This window comes from Actinoallomurus vinaceus, from assembly GCF_039542055.1.
GTDB lineage: Bacteria > Actinomycetota > Actinomycetes > Streptosporangiales > Streptosporangiaceae > Actinoallomurus > Actinoallomurus vinaceus.
Window position 1 is genome coordinate 501,942 of record NZ_BAABHK010000005.1, and the last position, 13,900, is coordinate 515,841.

A 13,900-nucleotide genomic window follows, 5' to 3' on the forward strand; every position below is an offset into this window, starting at 1 on the left:
GTCTGTTACTCCCACCGGAAGAGCTTGGCGGCCGCGAGCCCGGCGACGACCGCGTACGCGGCCATTATGGCGAACTGGGCCAGGCGCGGCTCGGTGCCCATCCAGGCGTCCCGCATCGTCTTCAGCGTCGCGCCGAGCGGGGTGTAGTCGCCGACGGCGCGCAGAGCGGGGGGCATCTGCTCCCGTGGGATGTAGACCCCTCCCAGGAAGAGGCTCGGGAAGAACAGCACCAGGCCGATCGCATTGCCCGCCTTGGCGCTGGGCGCGACGGCGGCGACGACGAGCCCGATCCCGAACAGGGCACCGATGCCGAGGACGACCGCCACGATGAAGGCGGGGAACCGCTCGGGAACGTGCGTGCCGAAGAGCACGCGGGCGGCGATGATCAGCATGACGACGTTGGCGATCGCCACGGCGACGTAGAGGAGGAGCTGGGCGATCAGCAGGTACGCGGGGCGGACCGGGGTCGTGGCCATACGCCGCAGCACGCCCTTCTCCCGGTACGAGGCGAGCGTGGCGGGCAGGATGGACAGGCCGAGGATCGTCAGCGCGATCCCGACACCCAGCGCGGCCATGTACTCGGCGGTGGTCTGGCCGCCCAGGTTGTGCTGGGCCTTGTTCGCGCCCGGCATGTACCCGAACCCGAGCAGCAGCGCGAGCGGCAGCAGCAGGATCAGCGCCGGCAGGATGATCTCGCGGGTGAAGAGCTTCAGCTCCATGGACGTGAGCTTGACGAGCATTGGTGTGTCTCCTCGATGGAAGGGTCAGTCGATGGGGCGGCCGGTGAGGGCGATGAACGCGTCGTCCAGGCTGCTCTGCTCGACCCGCAGGTCGGCGGCGATGATCTGATTGCGGGCCAGGACCGAGGTGACCGCCTGCAGGAGGCCGTCGGTGCCGGTCACGACGATCTGCCCGCCCGTCTTGGTCACGGTGAGCACCTCGGGCAGGTCCCTGAGCAGGTGGTCGTCGAAGGGGACGGAGGGCCGGAACCGTACGCGCTGCTCGGGCGCGACCCGCGCGACCAGCCCGGCCGGCGTGTCGACGGCGACCACCCGGCCGGCGTCGATGACGGCGAGGCGGTCGCAGAGGTGCTCGGCCTCCTCCATGAAGTGGGTGACGAGCACGATCGTGACGCCCCGGTCCCGTACGCCCTCGATCAGCTGCCAGGTGTCGCGCCGCGCCTGCGGGTCCAGGCCGGTGGTGAGCTCGTCCAGGATCGCGACCTTCGGGTCGCCGACGAGGGCGAGGGCGATCGAGACCCGCTGCTGCTGACCTCCCGACAGCCGGCCGAAGCGCGTGTCACGCTGGTCGGCCAGCCCGAGCTCCTCGATCAGCCGGTCGGTGTCGGCGGGCCGGGGGTAGAACGAGGCGTACAGTTCGAGGGCCTCGCGGACCTTCATCCTGTCCTGCAGCCGGCTCGCCTGGAGCTGGACGCCGAGCCTCCGGGTCAGCTCGGCGCGGTCGCGGCGGGGGTCCAGCCCGAGCACCGACACGGTGCCCCGGTCGGGGGTGCGCAGCCCCGCGACACACTCGACGCTGGTGGTCTTGCCCGCACCGTTCGGGCCCAGGATGCCGAAGATCTCTCCTTCGTCGACCGTGAAGGACACGTCCTCCACGGCGACCTTTGCTCCGTACCGCTTGTGCAGGTTCCTGACGTCGATGACCGGCATGGTCTCTTCCTCGATTCCGTGGCGACGGATTCGAGGATGGCTTCCGGAGCACGGGACGCGGATCGACCGGTCGGGTACGGCTGAGGTGGATCCCGGGCATCAACCGATCGGTCGATGTCCCCGGGTGAGCGTCGCGAAGGCGAGCGACGCCGCCACGGTCAGGGCGGCGATGACCAGGCCCATCGGCACGGCGGTGTGCGGGCCGGCGACGCCGACGAGCGGCGCGGCGGCCCCGCCGATCACGAACTGCGCCAGGCCGAGGAGGGCGGACGCGCTCCCGGCGACGGCGGGCGGACGGCCGGTCAGGGCGAGGGCGGTGGCGTTCGGGGTGATCAGCCCGATCGCGGCCACGACCAGGAACAGCGCGGGCAGCACTCCCGGCAGGCCGAGGCCGGCCCCGATCGCCACCGGCAGCGTCACGCCGCCGGCCAGGGAGATCGCCAGGCCGGCCGCGAGCAGCACCCGCAGGCGGACGCGCGCGGCGAGCCACCCGCTGACCTGGCCGGCGGCCACGATGCCGAGGGCGTTCACCGCGAAGATCAGGCTGTACGCCTGCGGCGACAGGCCGTAGATGTCCTGGATCACGAACGGCGAGCCGGAGATGTAGGCGAACATCGCCGCGAACGCCAGCCCGCCCGCCAGGGCGTAGCCGACGAAGACGCGATCCGCGCACAGCCCCGCGAACGTCCGGACGGTGGATCCGAGTCCGCCGGGCCGCCGCCCGGACCGCGGCAGGGTCTCGCGCAGCCCCGCGTACGCCGCGACGGTCATCAGCGCGCCGATGATCGCGATGAGCACGAACACGCCGCGCCATGACGTGACGCGCAGCAGCTGGCCGCCGATGACGGGCGCCGCGATCGGAGCGACGCCGTTGACCAGCATGAGCAGGGCGAAGAACCGCGCCGCGGCCGGCCCGTCGTACAGGTCGCGGACGACCGCCCGGGCGATGACGATGCCGGCCGCGCCCGCCGCGCCCTGGACCAGGCGCAGGGCGATCAGCGTCGGCACCGTGGGGGCGACGGCGCACAGCAGGGAGGCGACCGTGTACAGGGCGACGCCGACGAGGAGGGGGCGGCGCCGTCCCCACGTGTCGCTGATCGGGCCGGCCAGCAGCTGCCCGGCCGCGAGGCCGATGAGGCAGGCCGTCAGGGTGAGCTGGACGAGCGACGCGCCGGCCGACAGGTCGTGGGTGAGCTTCGGCAGCGCCGGGAGGTACATGTCGATCGACAGGGGCCCGATGGCGGTGAGCGCCCCGAGGATGAAGATCAGCCGAACCCGTCCGGCGCGGGTCGGCGCCGTCTCGGTGGTCTCGCTCGCCGTCGCGGCCATGTCGCCCCTCCCCGTGCCGGCGCCGCGGTCGGCGCGCATCCGTTGAGGAAACCGGCCCACGGTCAGGGAGAATTCCCGCCAAACTGGATGAACGGTGCGGAACGCGCATCGAGCGCCGCCCGTACCCGGAGGTCAGCGGAACGCGTGCCGAGCGGACTCCGGCTCGCCGGGGTCAGCCGAAGAATCGCGTCAGGTGCCGGACGACCGCCTCCGGCTGCTCCTCGGGGATGTAATGGCCGCTGCCGGTCACTTCGACCACCTCCACGTCGGTGCCCTTGTCCGCGAGCACGGCCTGCAGGAGCCGGTAGCCCCCCTCTCCGCCGCCCAGCGCCAGGATCGACGCGGTCACCGGCGCGTAGGTCTTCTCATCCTCGATGTCCTGGCCGAACGCCCGGTACCAGGCGTTGCCGGCGCGGATCGCGTCCTCGGTGGAGTAGGCGTGCGCGTAGACATCCCGGTCGTGGTCGCTGATGGAGCCGGGGTCGTCGATCAGGTAGTCGCACATCCAGTCGATGAGATGGCGGGAACGGCCGGCGAGCAGGCGTTCGGGCAGGCCGGGGACCTGGTTGAACGCGAACCACCACAGGAACCGCCCGGGCCCCGCGTGGATGTCGCCGTCCACCTGCTGCCGCCCGGGCACGGGGAGGAGCGAGTGCTTGTAGAACCGCTCGTCGGCGTGGGCGATGTCCAGCAGCGCGATCCGCCGCGTGTTCGCGGGATGGTTGGCCGCGAAGGCGTAGGCGACCATGCCGCCGATGTCGTGTCCGGCGATGTTCACCGTGTCATGGCCCAGGTGGCGTGCGAGCGCCAGGATGTCGCCGGCCATCGTCTTCTTGTCGTAGCCGCCCGCGGGCTTGTCCGAGCCGCCCATTCCCCGAAGGTCGACGGCGATGACCCGGAAGCGCTCCGCCAGCGGGGGCATGATCTTGTGGAACTCCCACCAGGTCTGCGGCCACCCGCCCAGCAGGACGAGCGGCTCGCCGCGGCCCCCAGCCACGTAGTGCAGGCGGATCCCGTCGACGTCGGCGTGTTCGCTGACGAATCCGCCCTCCAGCGAACCTGCCAGCTCGGCGTCGGACACTGCTCCCGGCATGCGATCTCCTCGCTATGTACGAATGTACGGGACTTTCGTACATTAGCGCCCCGTGGCGGCCGGTCGACGGGAACGGTACGGATTTCCCGTACGATCGGACCATGACTGCTCTTCTGCACCCGGCGCGTGAGCAGTTCCAGTTGGAGGACGTGCTCGCCGCGCTCGGGCATCCGGTCCGGATGAGGATCGTCCGGGCGCTCGCCTCGGGCGAGGAGACGTACTGCGGGGCGATCGACGCCGGGGCGCCCAAGTCCACCCTTACGCACCACTGGCGGGTCCTGCGGGAGAGCGGCGTGATCCGCCTGCGTCACGAGGGGCGGCGCAACTACCTCACCCTGCGCGGAGAGGACCTCGAGGCTCGCTTCCCCGGACTGCTTGCCGTCGTGCTGGGCGCGTAGCTCCGGGTCAGGGGCGCGGGCGCAGCCCGTCGAGCATGAAGGACAGCAGGCGTCCGGTGTCCTCCGGCGCTCGCTCGCTCGCCACCGAGAGTGCGTGGGCGAGTCGGAGCAGGTCGCTCGCGGTGAGGTCGGGCCGTGCGGTGCCGGCCGCCTGGGCGCGGGCGAGGATGGTCTCGGCCGCCGTCTGGATCTCGTCGTGGCACCGGACGAACAGGTCCGAGTGCAGGTCGATGACGGCCTTGAGGGTCTGGGTGAGTCCGCGTTTCGCCCGGGAGTACTCCGCGATGGCCAGAATCCAGGCCGCCAGCCCCTCGTCGGGAGAGCAGGTCTCGGCCAGCTCGTACGCCTTCGCCGCGAGCTGCTCCATCTCCTCGCGGTAGACGGCCTCCTGCAGGGCCAGGCGGGTAGGGAAGTGGCGGTAGAGCGTGCCGATTCCGACGCAGGCGCGGCGGGCGATCTCCTCCAGTGAGGCGTCCGCGCCGTACTCGAGGAACGCGCCCTTGGCCTCGGTGAGGAGCCGCTCGTAGTTGCGGCGCGCGTCGGCCCGCATCGGACGCTGCCCGGCGGTCGTCGGCATCGCACCTCCATGAAACACGGTTGCCAACCGGAGGATACCTCCGTATTGTTTGCGGAGGCACCCTCCGGTTATCCCGGCCACTCCCCGACAGCCACTTCGGGGGACGGCCGTAACCCTTCCTGCACGAGGAGTCTACGACTCATGTCCCAGCAGACCGTACAGATGGGCGACCCGCCGCTCGACGCCGAGCGGCGACGACACACGCGTCACCCGGGACTGTCGCTCGCCGTCATCGTCGCCTGCCAGCTCATGGTGGTGCTCGACGCGAGCGTCATGTTCGTCGCCCTCCCCAAGATCCAGCACAGCCTGCACTTCTCCGCGACCGGCCTGTCGTGGGTGACCAACGCCTACTCCCTGGCGTTCGGTGGCCTGCTCCTGCTCGGCGGCCGGGCCGGCGACATCGTCGGACGGCGGCGGACGTTCATCGTCGGTATCGCCGTGTTCACCCTCGCCTCGCTGGCCGGTGGGTTCTCCGGCTCGGCCGCCTGGCTGCTCACCGCCCGCGCCGTCCAAGGGGTCGGCGCCGCCCTCGCCGCGCCGAGCGCGCTCGCCCTCATCGCCACCAACTTCGAGGAGGGGCCGGAGCGCAACCGGGCGCTGGGGGTCTTCTCGGCCACCTCGTCGGCCGGCGCCTCGATCGGCCTCGTCCTCGGCGGCATGCTCACCGACTGGGCGTCGTGGCGCTGGGTCCTGTTCATCAACGTCCCGGTCGGAGCCGTCGTCCTGCTCCTCGCGCCACGGCTGCTGCATGAGACCGAACGGCACCGCGGCCGCCTGGACATCGCCGGCGCGGTCGCGGTCGTGACCGGGATGGTCGCGCTCGTGTACGGCTTCATCCGCGCGGCCGACGCGGGCTGGAGCGACGGCGGCACCCTGGCGGCGTTCGTCGCCGGCGTCCTGCTCCTCGCCGCCTTCCTCGTCGTGGAGACGCGGGTCGAACGGCCCGTCGTGCCCCTGCGGCTGTTCGCCGACCGGGCGCGGTCCGGGTCCTACCTCAACATGCTCCTGCTCGCGGCGGCGATGTTCGGGATGTTCTTCTTCATCGTCCAGTTCCTGCAGAACGTCCTGGGGTTCAGCCCGCTCAAGGCCGGTGTGGCGTTCCTGCCGATGTCGGGGCTGATCTTCGTCATGGCGCGCATCGCGCCGCGGCTGATCCCGCGCGTCGGCGCGCGGCGGCTCATCCTGATCGGCCTGCCGCTCATCGCGGTGGGCATGGCGTGGCTCACCCGCCTGTCCGCGCACAGCGGGTACGCCTCGGGCGTGCTCGGGCCGATGATCCTGTTCGGGCTGGGCGCCGGTCTGGTCTTCCTGCCGGTCACCGTCACCATCCTGTCCGGGGTGCGGCGGGAGGACTCCGGCGCCGCCTCCGGCACCCTGCAGACCATGCAGCAGGTCGGCGGCGCGCTCGGGATGGCGGTGCTCGTCTCGGTGTACGGGACGGCGCTCCGGCACGGCGGCCTGACGCACGGGGTGAGCGTCGCGTTCACCGTCGGCACGATCTTCGTGCTGGTCGCCCTGGCGGTCACCGCGGCCTTCGTCCGGCCGCGCGCGGCCTCCTGACCATACGGGAAGCGCGCCGATGACGCCGCCGGGTCTCGGGGCCCGGCGGCGTCATCGCGGGCTACAGCTTGACGAGCATCTTTCCGGTGTTCTGTCCGCGCAGCATGGCCAGGAACGCGTCGACCGCGTGGTCGACGCCCTCGAAGACCGTCTCCTCGAAGTGGACCTTTCCCTCGGCGAGCCAGCCGCCGACCTCGCGGACGAAGTCGCCGAACACCGAGTAGTGGTCGGTGACGATGAACCCGCGCAGCGTGAGGCGCTTGCCGATCACGAGGGCCAGGTTCCGCGGCGCCGGCTGCGGCTCGGTGGCGTTGTACATCGAGATCGCACCGCAGATCGCGGCGCGGCCGTAGTCGTTGAACGCCCCGATCGCCGCTTCGAGGTGGTCGCCGCCGACGTTGTCGAAGTACACGTCGATGCCGTCGGGGGCCGCCTCGGCGAGCAGCTTGTGCACCGGTCCGGACTTGTAGTTGAAGGCGGCGTCGAAGCCGAGCCGGTCGGTCAGATAGGCGACCTTCTCGTCCGAGCCGGCGCTGCCGATGACGCGCGAAGCGCCGCGCAGGCGGGCGATCTGGCCGACGAGCGAGCCGACGGCCCCGGCCGCTCCGGAGACGAAGACGGCGTCGCCCTCCTTCATCCCGGCGATGTCGAGCAGTCCGGCGTACGCCGTCAGCCCCGGCATGCCGAGCACGCCGAGGAAGGCCGACGCCGGAACGCCGTCGACCGGCGTCACCTTCCGGAACTCCTTCGCGGGGGCCACCGCGTGCTCCCGCCAGCCGAGCTGATGCAGGACGACGTCGCCCGGCTTGAGATCGGGCGAACCGGACTCCACCACCTCGCCGATCGCGCCGCCGGTCATGACCTCGTTCAGGCCGAACGGGGGGACGTAGGACTTCACGTCGTTCATCCGCCCGCGCATGTACGGGTCGACGGACATGAAGAGGTTGCGGACGAGCGCCTCGCCGTCACCGGGAGGGGGCAGCTCCGTCTCGACGAGCGCGAAGTCCGTCGGCTCCGGCCAGCCCTTGGGGCGCGATACGAGGTGCACCTCACGCGTCTTCATGGCGGTATGTCTCCTCTGTCGATGAGCGTCTGATTCACCCCACGCTACTCGCGGGTAATCGGGGTGGTCGGGGCGGGCCGGGGTTCGCCACCCCGAGGGTGCGACGTCGCAAGATCCGCTGAAACTGGGCGTTAGCTGGGCAAACTGCCGCCTTCCTGTGTCCACCCGCCCACGGCGATGATGTGGGAGACGAACAATCGCGTCGTCGCCGTTGGGGCGGTGCCCGCCACGGCGTGCCACGGCCGGTGCAGGGGAGTGCCGGGCGCGTCCACCACGGCCAGCCTCCCGTCGGCGAGCTCGTCCCGTACCGCGTCGCGTGAGACGAGGGCGACGCCGAGACCCGCCGCGGCGCCGGCGATGACCGCGCCGTTGGAACCGAGGACGAGCTGTGGCGGGTCCACGTCACGCTCGGCGAGGTAGGCCTCGGCCGTACGGCGCGTGCCCGACCCGGGTTCGCGCATCACCCACGGAGTGGTGTCCAGCGCGAACGCGGCGGCGACGCCGGGGGACGCCACGACGACCAGGTCGTTCGGGCGGGTCGCCAGGACCGTCGCGGGGAGGTCCGCCGGCGGCCGTCCGCCGAGCACCAGATCGGCCGAGTGCGCGGCGAGGCGATCCCACACCAGGCTGCTCGGGCCGACCTCCAGGGCGAGGTCCACCTCGGGCCACCGGGCGCGGAACGTCGCCAGCAACGCGGGCAGCACCTGGTCCGCCGCCGTGGTCACTGCCGCGAGCCGCAGGCGTCCGCGCCCGGCGTCCTCGCCTCCGCGCGCCGCCGCCCGGCCCTCCTCGAGGAGCCCGAGGACGCGGCGCGCGTAGTCGGTGTAGATCCGCCCGGCGGGCGTCAGCACCACGCCGCGACCGGCGCGCTCCACCAAGGCGACCCCGATGTCGCGCGCGAGCGCGGTGACCGCGGCGGACACCGCGGACTCGGTCACGACGAGCCGCCGCGCGGCCGCGCGCACCGACCCGGTCTCCGCGAGGGCGACGAGCGCCCGTAGCCGTGCCTCGGTCATCTCGAATCCGTGTCCGCGATCACCTGCGGCCGTACGCCGCTTGTTTGAGTGATCGCTTAAGCGTCATGCCGGAACTCTTGATGGACAGTACAAGTATCGTCCCGCACGCTCAAGGCATGACGAATCGATGGTCGGCGGGGGTCATCCCGTACGCGGAAATGGGCTATTGGCAACCCGACTACGAGCCGGGCCCGAGCGACGTCCTGGCGGCGTTCCGGATCACCCCGCAGCCCGGCGTCCCGCCGGAGGAGGCGGGCGCAGCGGTGGCAGGGGAGTCGTCGACGGCGACCTGGACCGTCGTCTGGACGGACCGCCTCACCAGCTACGCGGAATACCAGGCGAAGTGCTACCGCGTCGACGCGGTGCCCGGCGCCGAGAACCAGTACATCGCGCACATCGCGTACAAGCTCGACCTGTTCGAGGAGGGCTCGATCGCGAACCTCACCTCCTCGATCATCGGGAACGTCTTCGGTTTCAAGGCGCTGCGGGCGCTGCGCCTGGAGGACATGCGCATCCCACCGCACTACGTGAAGACCTTCCAGGGGCCGGCGCACGGCATCGTCATGGAGCGGGAGTACCTGGGCAAGTTCGGCCGCCCGCTGCTCGGCGCGACGGTCAAGCCGAAGCTCGGCCTGTCGGCGCGAAACTACGGCCGGGTCGTGTACGAGGCCCTTCGCGGCGGCCTCGACTTCACCAAGGACGACGAGAACATCAACTCCCAGCCGTTCATGCGCTGGCGCGACCGGTTCCTGCACTGCATGGAGGCGGTCGCCAAGGCGCAGGCCGCGACCGGCGAGGTCAAGGGCCACTACCTGAACGTCACCGCCGCCACGATGGAGGACATGTACGAGCGCGCGGAGTTCGCCAGGGACCTCGGCAGCGTCATCGTCATGATCGACCTGACCGTCGGCTACACCGCGATCCAGTCGATGGCCCGGTGGGCGCGGCGCAACGGAATGCTGCTGCACCTGCACCGCGCCGGGCACTCGACCTACACCCGGCAGAAGACCCACGGCGTGAGCTTCCGCGTCATCGCCAAGTGGATGCGGCTGGCCGGCGTCGACCACCTCCACGCCGGTACGGTCGTCGGCAAGCTGGAGGGCGACCCGAACTCCGTCGCCGGCTTCTACGACACCCTGCGCCTCGATCATGTCACCGCCGACCCCGTACGAGGCCTGTACTTCGACCAGGAATGGGCGTCGACGCCGGGCGTGATGCCGGTCGCGTCCGGCGGGATCCACGCCGGGCAGATGCACCAGCTCCTGCACCACCTGGGCGAGGACGTCATCCTGCAGTTCGGCGGCGGCACGATCGGCCACCCGATGGGCATCGCGGCCGGCGCCACCGCGAACCGCGTCGCGCTGGAGGCGATGATCAAGGCACGCAACGAGGGCCGGCACTTCCTCGCCGAAGGACCCGACATCCTGCGGGCCGCGGCCAAGCGCAGTCGCGAGCTCGACATCGCCCTGTCGACCTGGGGCGACGTCACGTTCGACTACGAGTCCACCGATACGCCGGACGTCACCCCGACGCCCACCCTGACGTGAGGACGACCATGCGCATCACCCAGGGCACCTTCTCCTACCTGCCCGAGCTGACCGACGGGGAGATCAGCGCGCAGATCGCGTACGCGCTCGGCAACGGCTGGCCGTGCTCGGTGGAGTTCACCGACGACCCGCATCCTCGCAACGCGTACTGGGAGATGTGGGGGCTGCCGATGTTCGACCTGCGCGACCCGGCCGGCGTACTGCACGAGATCAACGAGTGCCGCCGCGCGTACCCGGACCACTACGTACGGCTGAACGCCTACGACGCCGGCTACGGACGCCAGACGACCGCGCTGTCGTTCATCGTCCACCGCCCCGCCGCCGAACCGGGCTTTCGCCTGGACCGTACGGAGACCGCCGACCGGCGGGTGCGTTACCGCATGCACCCGTACGCGCTGGACCGGCCGGCCGGCGAGAGGTACAGGGCACGATGACCGGACGTCTCGGCTTCGACATGCGCGCGACGGGTTCCGACGGTTCGGGCGACGCCCCAGGGCCGCCCGAGCCGCTGCCGCCCGACGCCCGCGTCGACCTGGCGCGCGCGGAGGCGGAGTCGCGGATCGGCCAGGTGCTCGACGCCCTCGACGGGGAGCTGGTCGGGCTGGTCCCGGTGAAGACCCGGATCCGGGAGATCGCGGCCCTGCTGCTCGTCGACCGGCTCCGCGCGAGGTACGGGCTCGGCACCGCCCCGCCGAACCTGCACATGTGCTTCACCGGCAGCCCGGGCACCGGCAAGACGACCGTCGCGACGCGGCTCGCGGAGCTGCTGCACCGGCTCGGCTACCTGCGCCAGGGCCACCTGGTCGCCGTGACGCGGGACGACCTCGTCGGCCAGTACGTCGGGCACACCGCCCCGAAGACCAAGGAGGTGCTCAAACGGGCGATGGGCGGCGTGCTGTTCATCGACGAGGCGTACTACCTCTACCGCGCCGAGAACGAGCGCGACTACGGCCAGGAGTCGATCGAGATCCTGCTGCAGATGATGGAGAACCACCGCGACGACCTCGTCGTCGTCCTCGCCGGCTACCGGGACCGGATGGACTCCTTCTTCGCGTCCAACCCGGGGATGAGCTCCCGGATCGCGCACCACATCGACTTCCCCGACTACACCGTGGAGGAACTGGAGGCGATCGGCGCCCTGATGCTGCGCCGCGACGGTTACGTCCTGGCACCGCGGACGGAGCCGGTGTTCCGCGACTATCTCGAGCGGCGCCGCCGCCGGCCCCGCTTCGCCAACGCGCGCAGCGTCCGCAACGCCCTCGAACGCGCCCGCCTCCGGCACGCCGCCCGGCTCCTCGCCGAAGGCGGCGAGGTCGGCCGGGAGGAACTGAGCACGCTACGCCCCGAGGACTTCCTCGCCAGCAGCGTCTTCACCGACACGGCTCTCTCGAGGAACGAGCGGATATGATCAATATGTGGGTGACGCCGGGGCGTTGTTGCCGCCTTTGGGTTTCATGGTCGGTGGGTGCGCGATAGCGGTGGCCGCGGTGGCGGGCATGCGACTGGAGCTGCGATTCCGCCGAAGGGCGATTCGCGCCACGGGGCGGGTGGTCGCTCTCAAGCCCGGCGGGACGCTGCTGCGGTGGGTCGACTATGAGTCCTGGGACGTCCGCTATTTCCCTGTCGTGGAGTTCACCACGCGACAAGGGCGAGCCGTACGAGCCACGTCCAGCGTAGGTCGAAGGCGCGGTACCCCGCTCCCTTCTCATCGGATCGGAAGCAAGATCCCAATCGCGTACGATCCGGACGACCCGACAACGGTGCGCTGGCGACCGTTCTACGGCTCGACACTGCTGGCCCTGTGGGGTTGCCTGGCCTCAGGCGCCGTGTGCGTAGCCGCTGGAATCGTCTTTTTCTTTTCAGTGGTCACGTCTTGAACCGTCACGTTGGTCGACCAAATGGTTGCCGGAGGTTTTGGAGCGGGCGCAATGATGAATCCCGATGAAGAGAGTTATTCATTTCCGTTCGAAGAGCGCTGTGCACGGACTTTGGGGGAGATCCGACACTCCTCAGGGCTCATTGTGTCGGAGGCTTTGTTCGGTGCGATACACGGGCCTATCGACGACTTTGAGTTTGTGTTCAAAAGCCTTGCCGAGGACGATGGGCTGCCGTTCAGTCCAGCAGTCCAGCGATACTTCTTCCGATGTGGCGAAATTGCGGCGCAGTGGCAGTCGCCGGACCCGGATTTCGAACTCGCCGGTGAATTCCACCTGACGCATCTGTATATCACCAGCCTCATGTCGCACACCTGGGAAGGAAGCGACAACTGGGAGCGTGACCTCTACCGAGAGCTGAGGGTATTCGACGACACGCCTCGGACGGGAACCGGATACTTGGCTGCGTTGCGCGCCGCACATGGCACCACAGACCCTGAGATCTGGTTCTTCGATATGCATCGGGGCGTCATGGAGATGGATCTCGACTACGGCACCTATCTGGATACTCTGCTGGTTACCAAGGGAACCATCGGCTGGCAGTACCTGTTCTGCGATACGGGAATGCCCGATCCCGGGTTCGCGCCAGTCGCAAAAGGACTCAAGGAAATGCTGGAGGTATTTCCGCAGCTCTTCCCCGATCACGACTACGCGGACCTCCGGGCTCGTCTCCGGGAGCGCACGTGACCCGCTACGCCGGCGTGGCCTGTTCGCTTACGGGCGGTTAAGCTCGATCAGCCGGTCTGCGCCCGCCTGGATCGCCGCCTCCTCGCCGGGAAAGTACTCAGCGAGGAATGCCGCCATGTCGTAGCTGGTGAATTCGTTGTCATCGAGTTGGAGTTCGGCCCGGGCCAGCGGTAGCGCCTCGCCGTACCACTCCTCCCACTCGTCGCGACCGATCCCTACGACCAGCAGCACCGCGGTGTCCGGGGACTCGGCCGCGAACAGAAGGCGCAGGTCGGCTGTCTCGAGCCGCAGCTCGCTCAGCATTTCAGGCGCCGCGTCAACATCAAGCTGCTGTTCCAGGTCGGCGGCGACGCGCAACAGTTCGTCGACGGCGGCCCGGGCAGGCGCCATGTCGTCGGCCGTCATACCGAGCATGTGCTTCTCACCGAGGGCCGCAAACGCTTCGTGGATCTCCTGCTTGGCCAGCGCCGCGGTGTAGCCGGCCTTAATGGCCTCCTTTCGGGCACGGAATGCGTCCACCCTGGCCTGGAGTCGCTGCGCCGAAAAAGTGGCCTGTTCCTCTTTCGCTACCAGTTCCTCATACCGTTGGCGCGTATCGGCGAGAGCCTCCTGATCAAGGTCGCCTCCACCGATCTGCAGCTCCAAGCGTTTGCGCGCAGTAGCCAGATCTGCGGCGCTCCGGCGCGCCCGCTGCAGGAGTTCGAGCTGGCGTTGGTACGCGTGATCGAGCGCGACCCGGGGATACCGAGCGCGCAGCAGGGACTCCATCGGGGCGACCAAGGGTGCCTTGAGCTCGGTGCCCCCCGTGAACAGCACCGTCACGGCCTCGCCGACCAACCGCCCCACCTGGTGATCTTCAGCCAGCAGAGTCGCGAGCCAATCCCGGACCTCGCACGACATACGAACCCGATAACTCATGTGCTCCCCTGACAAGTCCTTCACACGGTGGCATGGGCGGGCCGACACGACAAGGCCGGCGATGCGTGCGCAGGCGGCGGCTGGGAGTCTTGAGGGCGGGTGGGCGGT

General features: G+C 70.0%; 15 protein-coding genes. 7 read left to right on the plus strand and 8 right to left on the minus strand.

Annotation, left to right across the window (positions count from 1 at the left end):
• Positions 1 to 5 precede the first annotated feature (5 nt).
• The 4 genes from ABEA24_RS20990 to ABEA24_RS21005 form a co-directional block, all read right to left on the minus strand.
• Entirely contained in the window at positions 6 to 740 is a 735-nt protein-coding gene (locus ABEA24_RS20990; protein WP_345432645.1) for an ABC transporter permease, read from the minus strand.
• 24 nt (positions 741 to 764) lie between these two features.
• The gene (locus ABEA24_RS20995; RefSeq protein ID WP_345432646.1) at positions 765 to 1,670 is read right to left on the minus strand and encodes an ABC transporter ATP-binding protein; all 906 of its coding nucleotides are present in this window, start codon (positions 1,668 to 1,670) and stop codon (positions 765 to 767) included.
• A 99-nt stretch (positions 1,671 to 1,769) separates the two neighbouring features.
• Positions 1,770 to 3,038 (minus strand): multidrug effflux MFS transporter, encoded by a 1,269-nt coding sequence (locus ABEA24_RS21000; protein ID WP_345432647.1) that lies wholly within the window; start codon positions 3,036 to 3,038, stop codon positions 1,770 to 1,772.
• Between the two features lie 133 nt (positions 3,039 to 3,171).
• Positions 3,172 to 4,092 (minus strand): alpha/beta fold hydrolase, encoded by a 921-nt coding sequence (locus ABEA24_RS21005; RefSeq protein ID WP_345432648.1) that lies wholly within the window; start codon positions 4,090 to 4,092, stop codon positions 3,172 to 3,174.
• A gap of 101 nt (positions 4,093 to 4,193) precedes the next feature.
• On the opposite strand from ABEA24_RS21005, the gene ABEA24_RS21010 reads away from it, so the two are divergent.
• On the plus strand, positions 4,194 to 4,490 hold the full coding sequence (locus ABEA24_RS21010) for an ArsR/SmtB family transcription factor (RefSeq protein WP_345432649.1): 297 nt from the start codon (positions 4,194 to 4,196) through the stop codon (positions 4,488 to 4,490).
• Between the two features lie 7 nt (positions 4,491 to 4,497).
• Here ABEA24_RS21010 and ABEA24_RS21015 read toward each other — a convergent pair whose 3' ends face one another.
• Positions 4,498 to 5,067: a TetR/AcrR family transcriptional regulator gene (locus tag ABEA24_RS21015; protein WP_345432650.1), complete on the minus strand. Its 570-nt coding sequence runs from the start codon at positions 5,065 to 5,067 to the stop codon at positions 4,498 to 4,500.
• 141 nt (positions 5,068 to 5,208) lie between these two features.
• On the opposite strand from ABEA24_RS21015, the gene ABEA24_RS21020 reads away from it, so the two are divergent.
• Positions 5,209 to 6,627 (plus strand): MFS transporter, encoded by a 1,419-nt coding sequence (locus ABEA24_RS21020; RefSeq protein WP_345432651.1) that lies wholly within the window; start codon positions 5,209 to 5,211, stop codon positions 6,625 to 6,627.
• A 61-nt stretch (positions 6,628 to 6,688) separates the two neighbouring features.
• On the opposite strand, the gene ABEA24_RS21025 is transcribed toward ABEA24_RS21020, so the two are convergent.
• Both ABEA24_RS21025 and ABEA24_RS21030 read right to left on the minus strand, forming a co-directional pair.
• Positions 6,689 to 7,690 carry an NADP-dependent oxidoreductase gene (locus tag ABEA24_RS21025; RefSeq protein ID WP_345432652.1) on the minus strand — a complete coding sequence of 334 codons (1,002 nt, stop codon included), beginning with the start codon at positions 7,688 to 7,690 and terminating at the stop codon, positions 6,689 to 6,691.
• Between the two features lie 131 nt (positions 7,691 to 7,821).
• Complete coding sequence (locus ABEA24_RS21030; protein ID WP_345432653.1) at positions 7,822 to 8,706, minus strand: LysR family transcriptional regulator; 885 nt, start codon at positions 8,704 to 8,706, stop codon at positions 7,822 to 7,824.
• A gap of 116 nt (positions 8,707 to 8,822) precedes the next feature.
• On the opposite strand from ABEA24_RS21030, the gene ABEA24_RS21035 reads away from it, so the two are divergent.
• The 5 genes from ABEA24_RS21035 (at position 8,823) to ABEA24_RS21050 (ending at position 12,874) form a co-directional block, all read left to right on the plus strand.
• A complete protein-coding gene (locus ABEA24_RS21035) occupies positions 8,823 to 10,253 on the plus strand; it encodes a form I ribulose bisphosphate carboxylase large subunit (RefSeq protein WP_345432654.1) in 1,431 nt (476 codons plus the stop codon).
• 8 nt (positions 10,254 to 10,261) lie between these two features.
• Positions 10,262 to 10,687, plus strand: coding sequence for a ribulose bisphosphate carboxylase small subunit (locus ABEA24_RS21040; RefSeq protein WP_345432655.1), 426 nt, complete (start codon positions 10,262 to 10,264; stop codon positions 10,685 to 10,687).
• Positions 10,684 to 11,661: a CbbX protein gene (gene cbbX, locus ABEA24_RS21045; RefSeq protein ID WP_345432656.1), complete on the plus strand. Its 978-nt coding sequence runs from the start codon at positions 10,684 to 10,686 to the stop codon at positions 11,659 to 11,661. The genes ABEA24_RS21040 and cbbX overlap by 4 nt, the downstream gene beginning before the upstream one ends.
• 88 nt (positions 11,662 to 11,749) lie before the next feature.
• Complete coding sequence (locus tag ABEA24_RS53590) at positions 11,750 to 12,130, plus strand: DUF3592 domain-containing protein (RefSeq protein WP_425551216.1); 381 nt, start codon at positions 11,750 to 11,752, stop codon at positions 12,128 to 12,130.
• Between the two features lie 51 nt (positions 12,131 to 12,181).
• Positions 12,182 to 12,874, plus strand: a complete 693-nt coding sequence (locus ABEA24_RS21050) for a hypothetical protein (RefSeq protein WP_345432657.1) — start codon at positions 12,182 to 12,184, stop codon at positions 12,872 to 12,874.
• Positions 12,875 to 12,901: 27 nt separating this feature from the next.
• Here ABEA24_RS21050 and ABEA24_RS21055 read toward each other — a convergent pair whose 3' ends face one another.
• Positions 12,902 to 13,792, minus strand: a complete 891-nt coding sequence (locus ABEA24_RS21055; RefSeq protein WP_345432658.1) for a PspA/IM30 family protein — start codon at positions 13,790 to 13,792, stop codon at positions 12,902 to 12,904.
• Positions 13,793 to 13,900 lie beyond the last annotated feature (108 nt).

What these genes read in the sequence shown, in the direction of transcription:
- ABEA24_RS21025 (WP_345432652.1), bottom strand. Translation starts at nt 7,690, where the DNA reads ATGAAGACGCGTGAGGTGCACCTCGTATCGCGCCCCAAGGGCTGGCCG.
- ABEA24_RS21010 (WP_345432649.1), top strand. Translation starts at nt 4,194, where the DNA reads ATGACTGCTCTTCTGCACCCGGCGCGTGAGCAGTTCCAGTTGGAGGAC.
- ABEA24_RS21005 (WP_345432648.1), bottom strand. Translation starts at nt 4,092, where the DNA reads ATGCCGGGAGCAGTGTCCGACGCCGAGCTGGCAGGTTCGCTGGAGGGC.
- ABEA24_RS21040 (WP_345432655.1), top strand. Translation starts at nt 10,262, where the DNA reads ATGCGCATCACCCAGGGCACCTTCTCCTACCTGCCCGAGCTGACCGAC.
- ABEA24_RS20995 (WP_345432646.1), bottom strand. Translation starts at nt 1,670, where the DNA reads ATGCCGGTCATCGACGTCAGGAACCTGCACAAGCGGTACGGAGCAAAG.
- ABEA24_RS21055 (WP_345432658.1), bottom strand. Translation starts at nt 13,792, where the DNA reads ATGAGTTATCGGGTTCGTATGTCGTGCGAGGTCCGGGATTGGCTCGCG.
- ABEA24_RS21015 (WP_345432650.1), bottom strand. Translation starts at nt 5,067, where the DNA reads ATGCCGACGACCGCCGGGCAGCGTCCGATGCGGGCCGACGCGCGCCGC.
- ABEA24_RS20990 (WP_345432645.1), bottom strand. Translation starts at nt 740, where the DNA reads ATGCTCGTCAAGCTCACGTCCATGGAGCTGAAGCTCTTCACCCGCGAG.
- ABEA24_RS21020 (WP_345432651.1), top strand. Translation starts at nt 5,209, where the DNA reads ATGTCCCAGCAGACCGTACAGATGGGCGACCCGCCGCTCGACGCCGAG.
- ABEA24_RS21000 (WP_345432647.1), bottom strand. Translation starts at nt 3,038, where the DNA reads ATGCGCGCCGACCGCGGCGCCGGCACGGGGAGGGGCGACATGGCCGCG.
- ABEA24_RS21050 (WP_345432657.1), top strand. Translation starts at nt 12,182, where the DNA reads ATGATGAATCCCGATGAAGAGAGTTATTCATTTCCGTTCGAAGAGCGC.
- ABEA24_RS21030 (WP_345432653.1), bottom strand. Translation starts at nt 8,706, where the DNA reads ATGACCGAGGCACGGCTACGGGCGCTCGTCGCCCTCGCGGAGACCGGG.
- ABEA24_RS21035 (WP_345432654.1), top strand. Translation starts at nt 8,823, where the DNA reads ATGACGAATCGATGGTCGGCGGGGGTCATCCCGTACGCGGAAATGGGC.
- ABEA24_RS53590 (WP_425551216.1), top strand. Translation starts at nt 11,750, where the DNA reads ATGCGACTGGAGCTGCGATTCCGCCGAAGGGCGATTCGCGCCACGGGG.
- cbbX (WP_345432656.1), top strand. Translation starts at nt 10,684, where the DNA reads ATGACCGGACGTCTCGGCTTCGACATGCGCGCGACGGGTTCCGACGGT.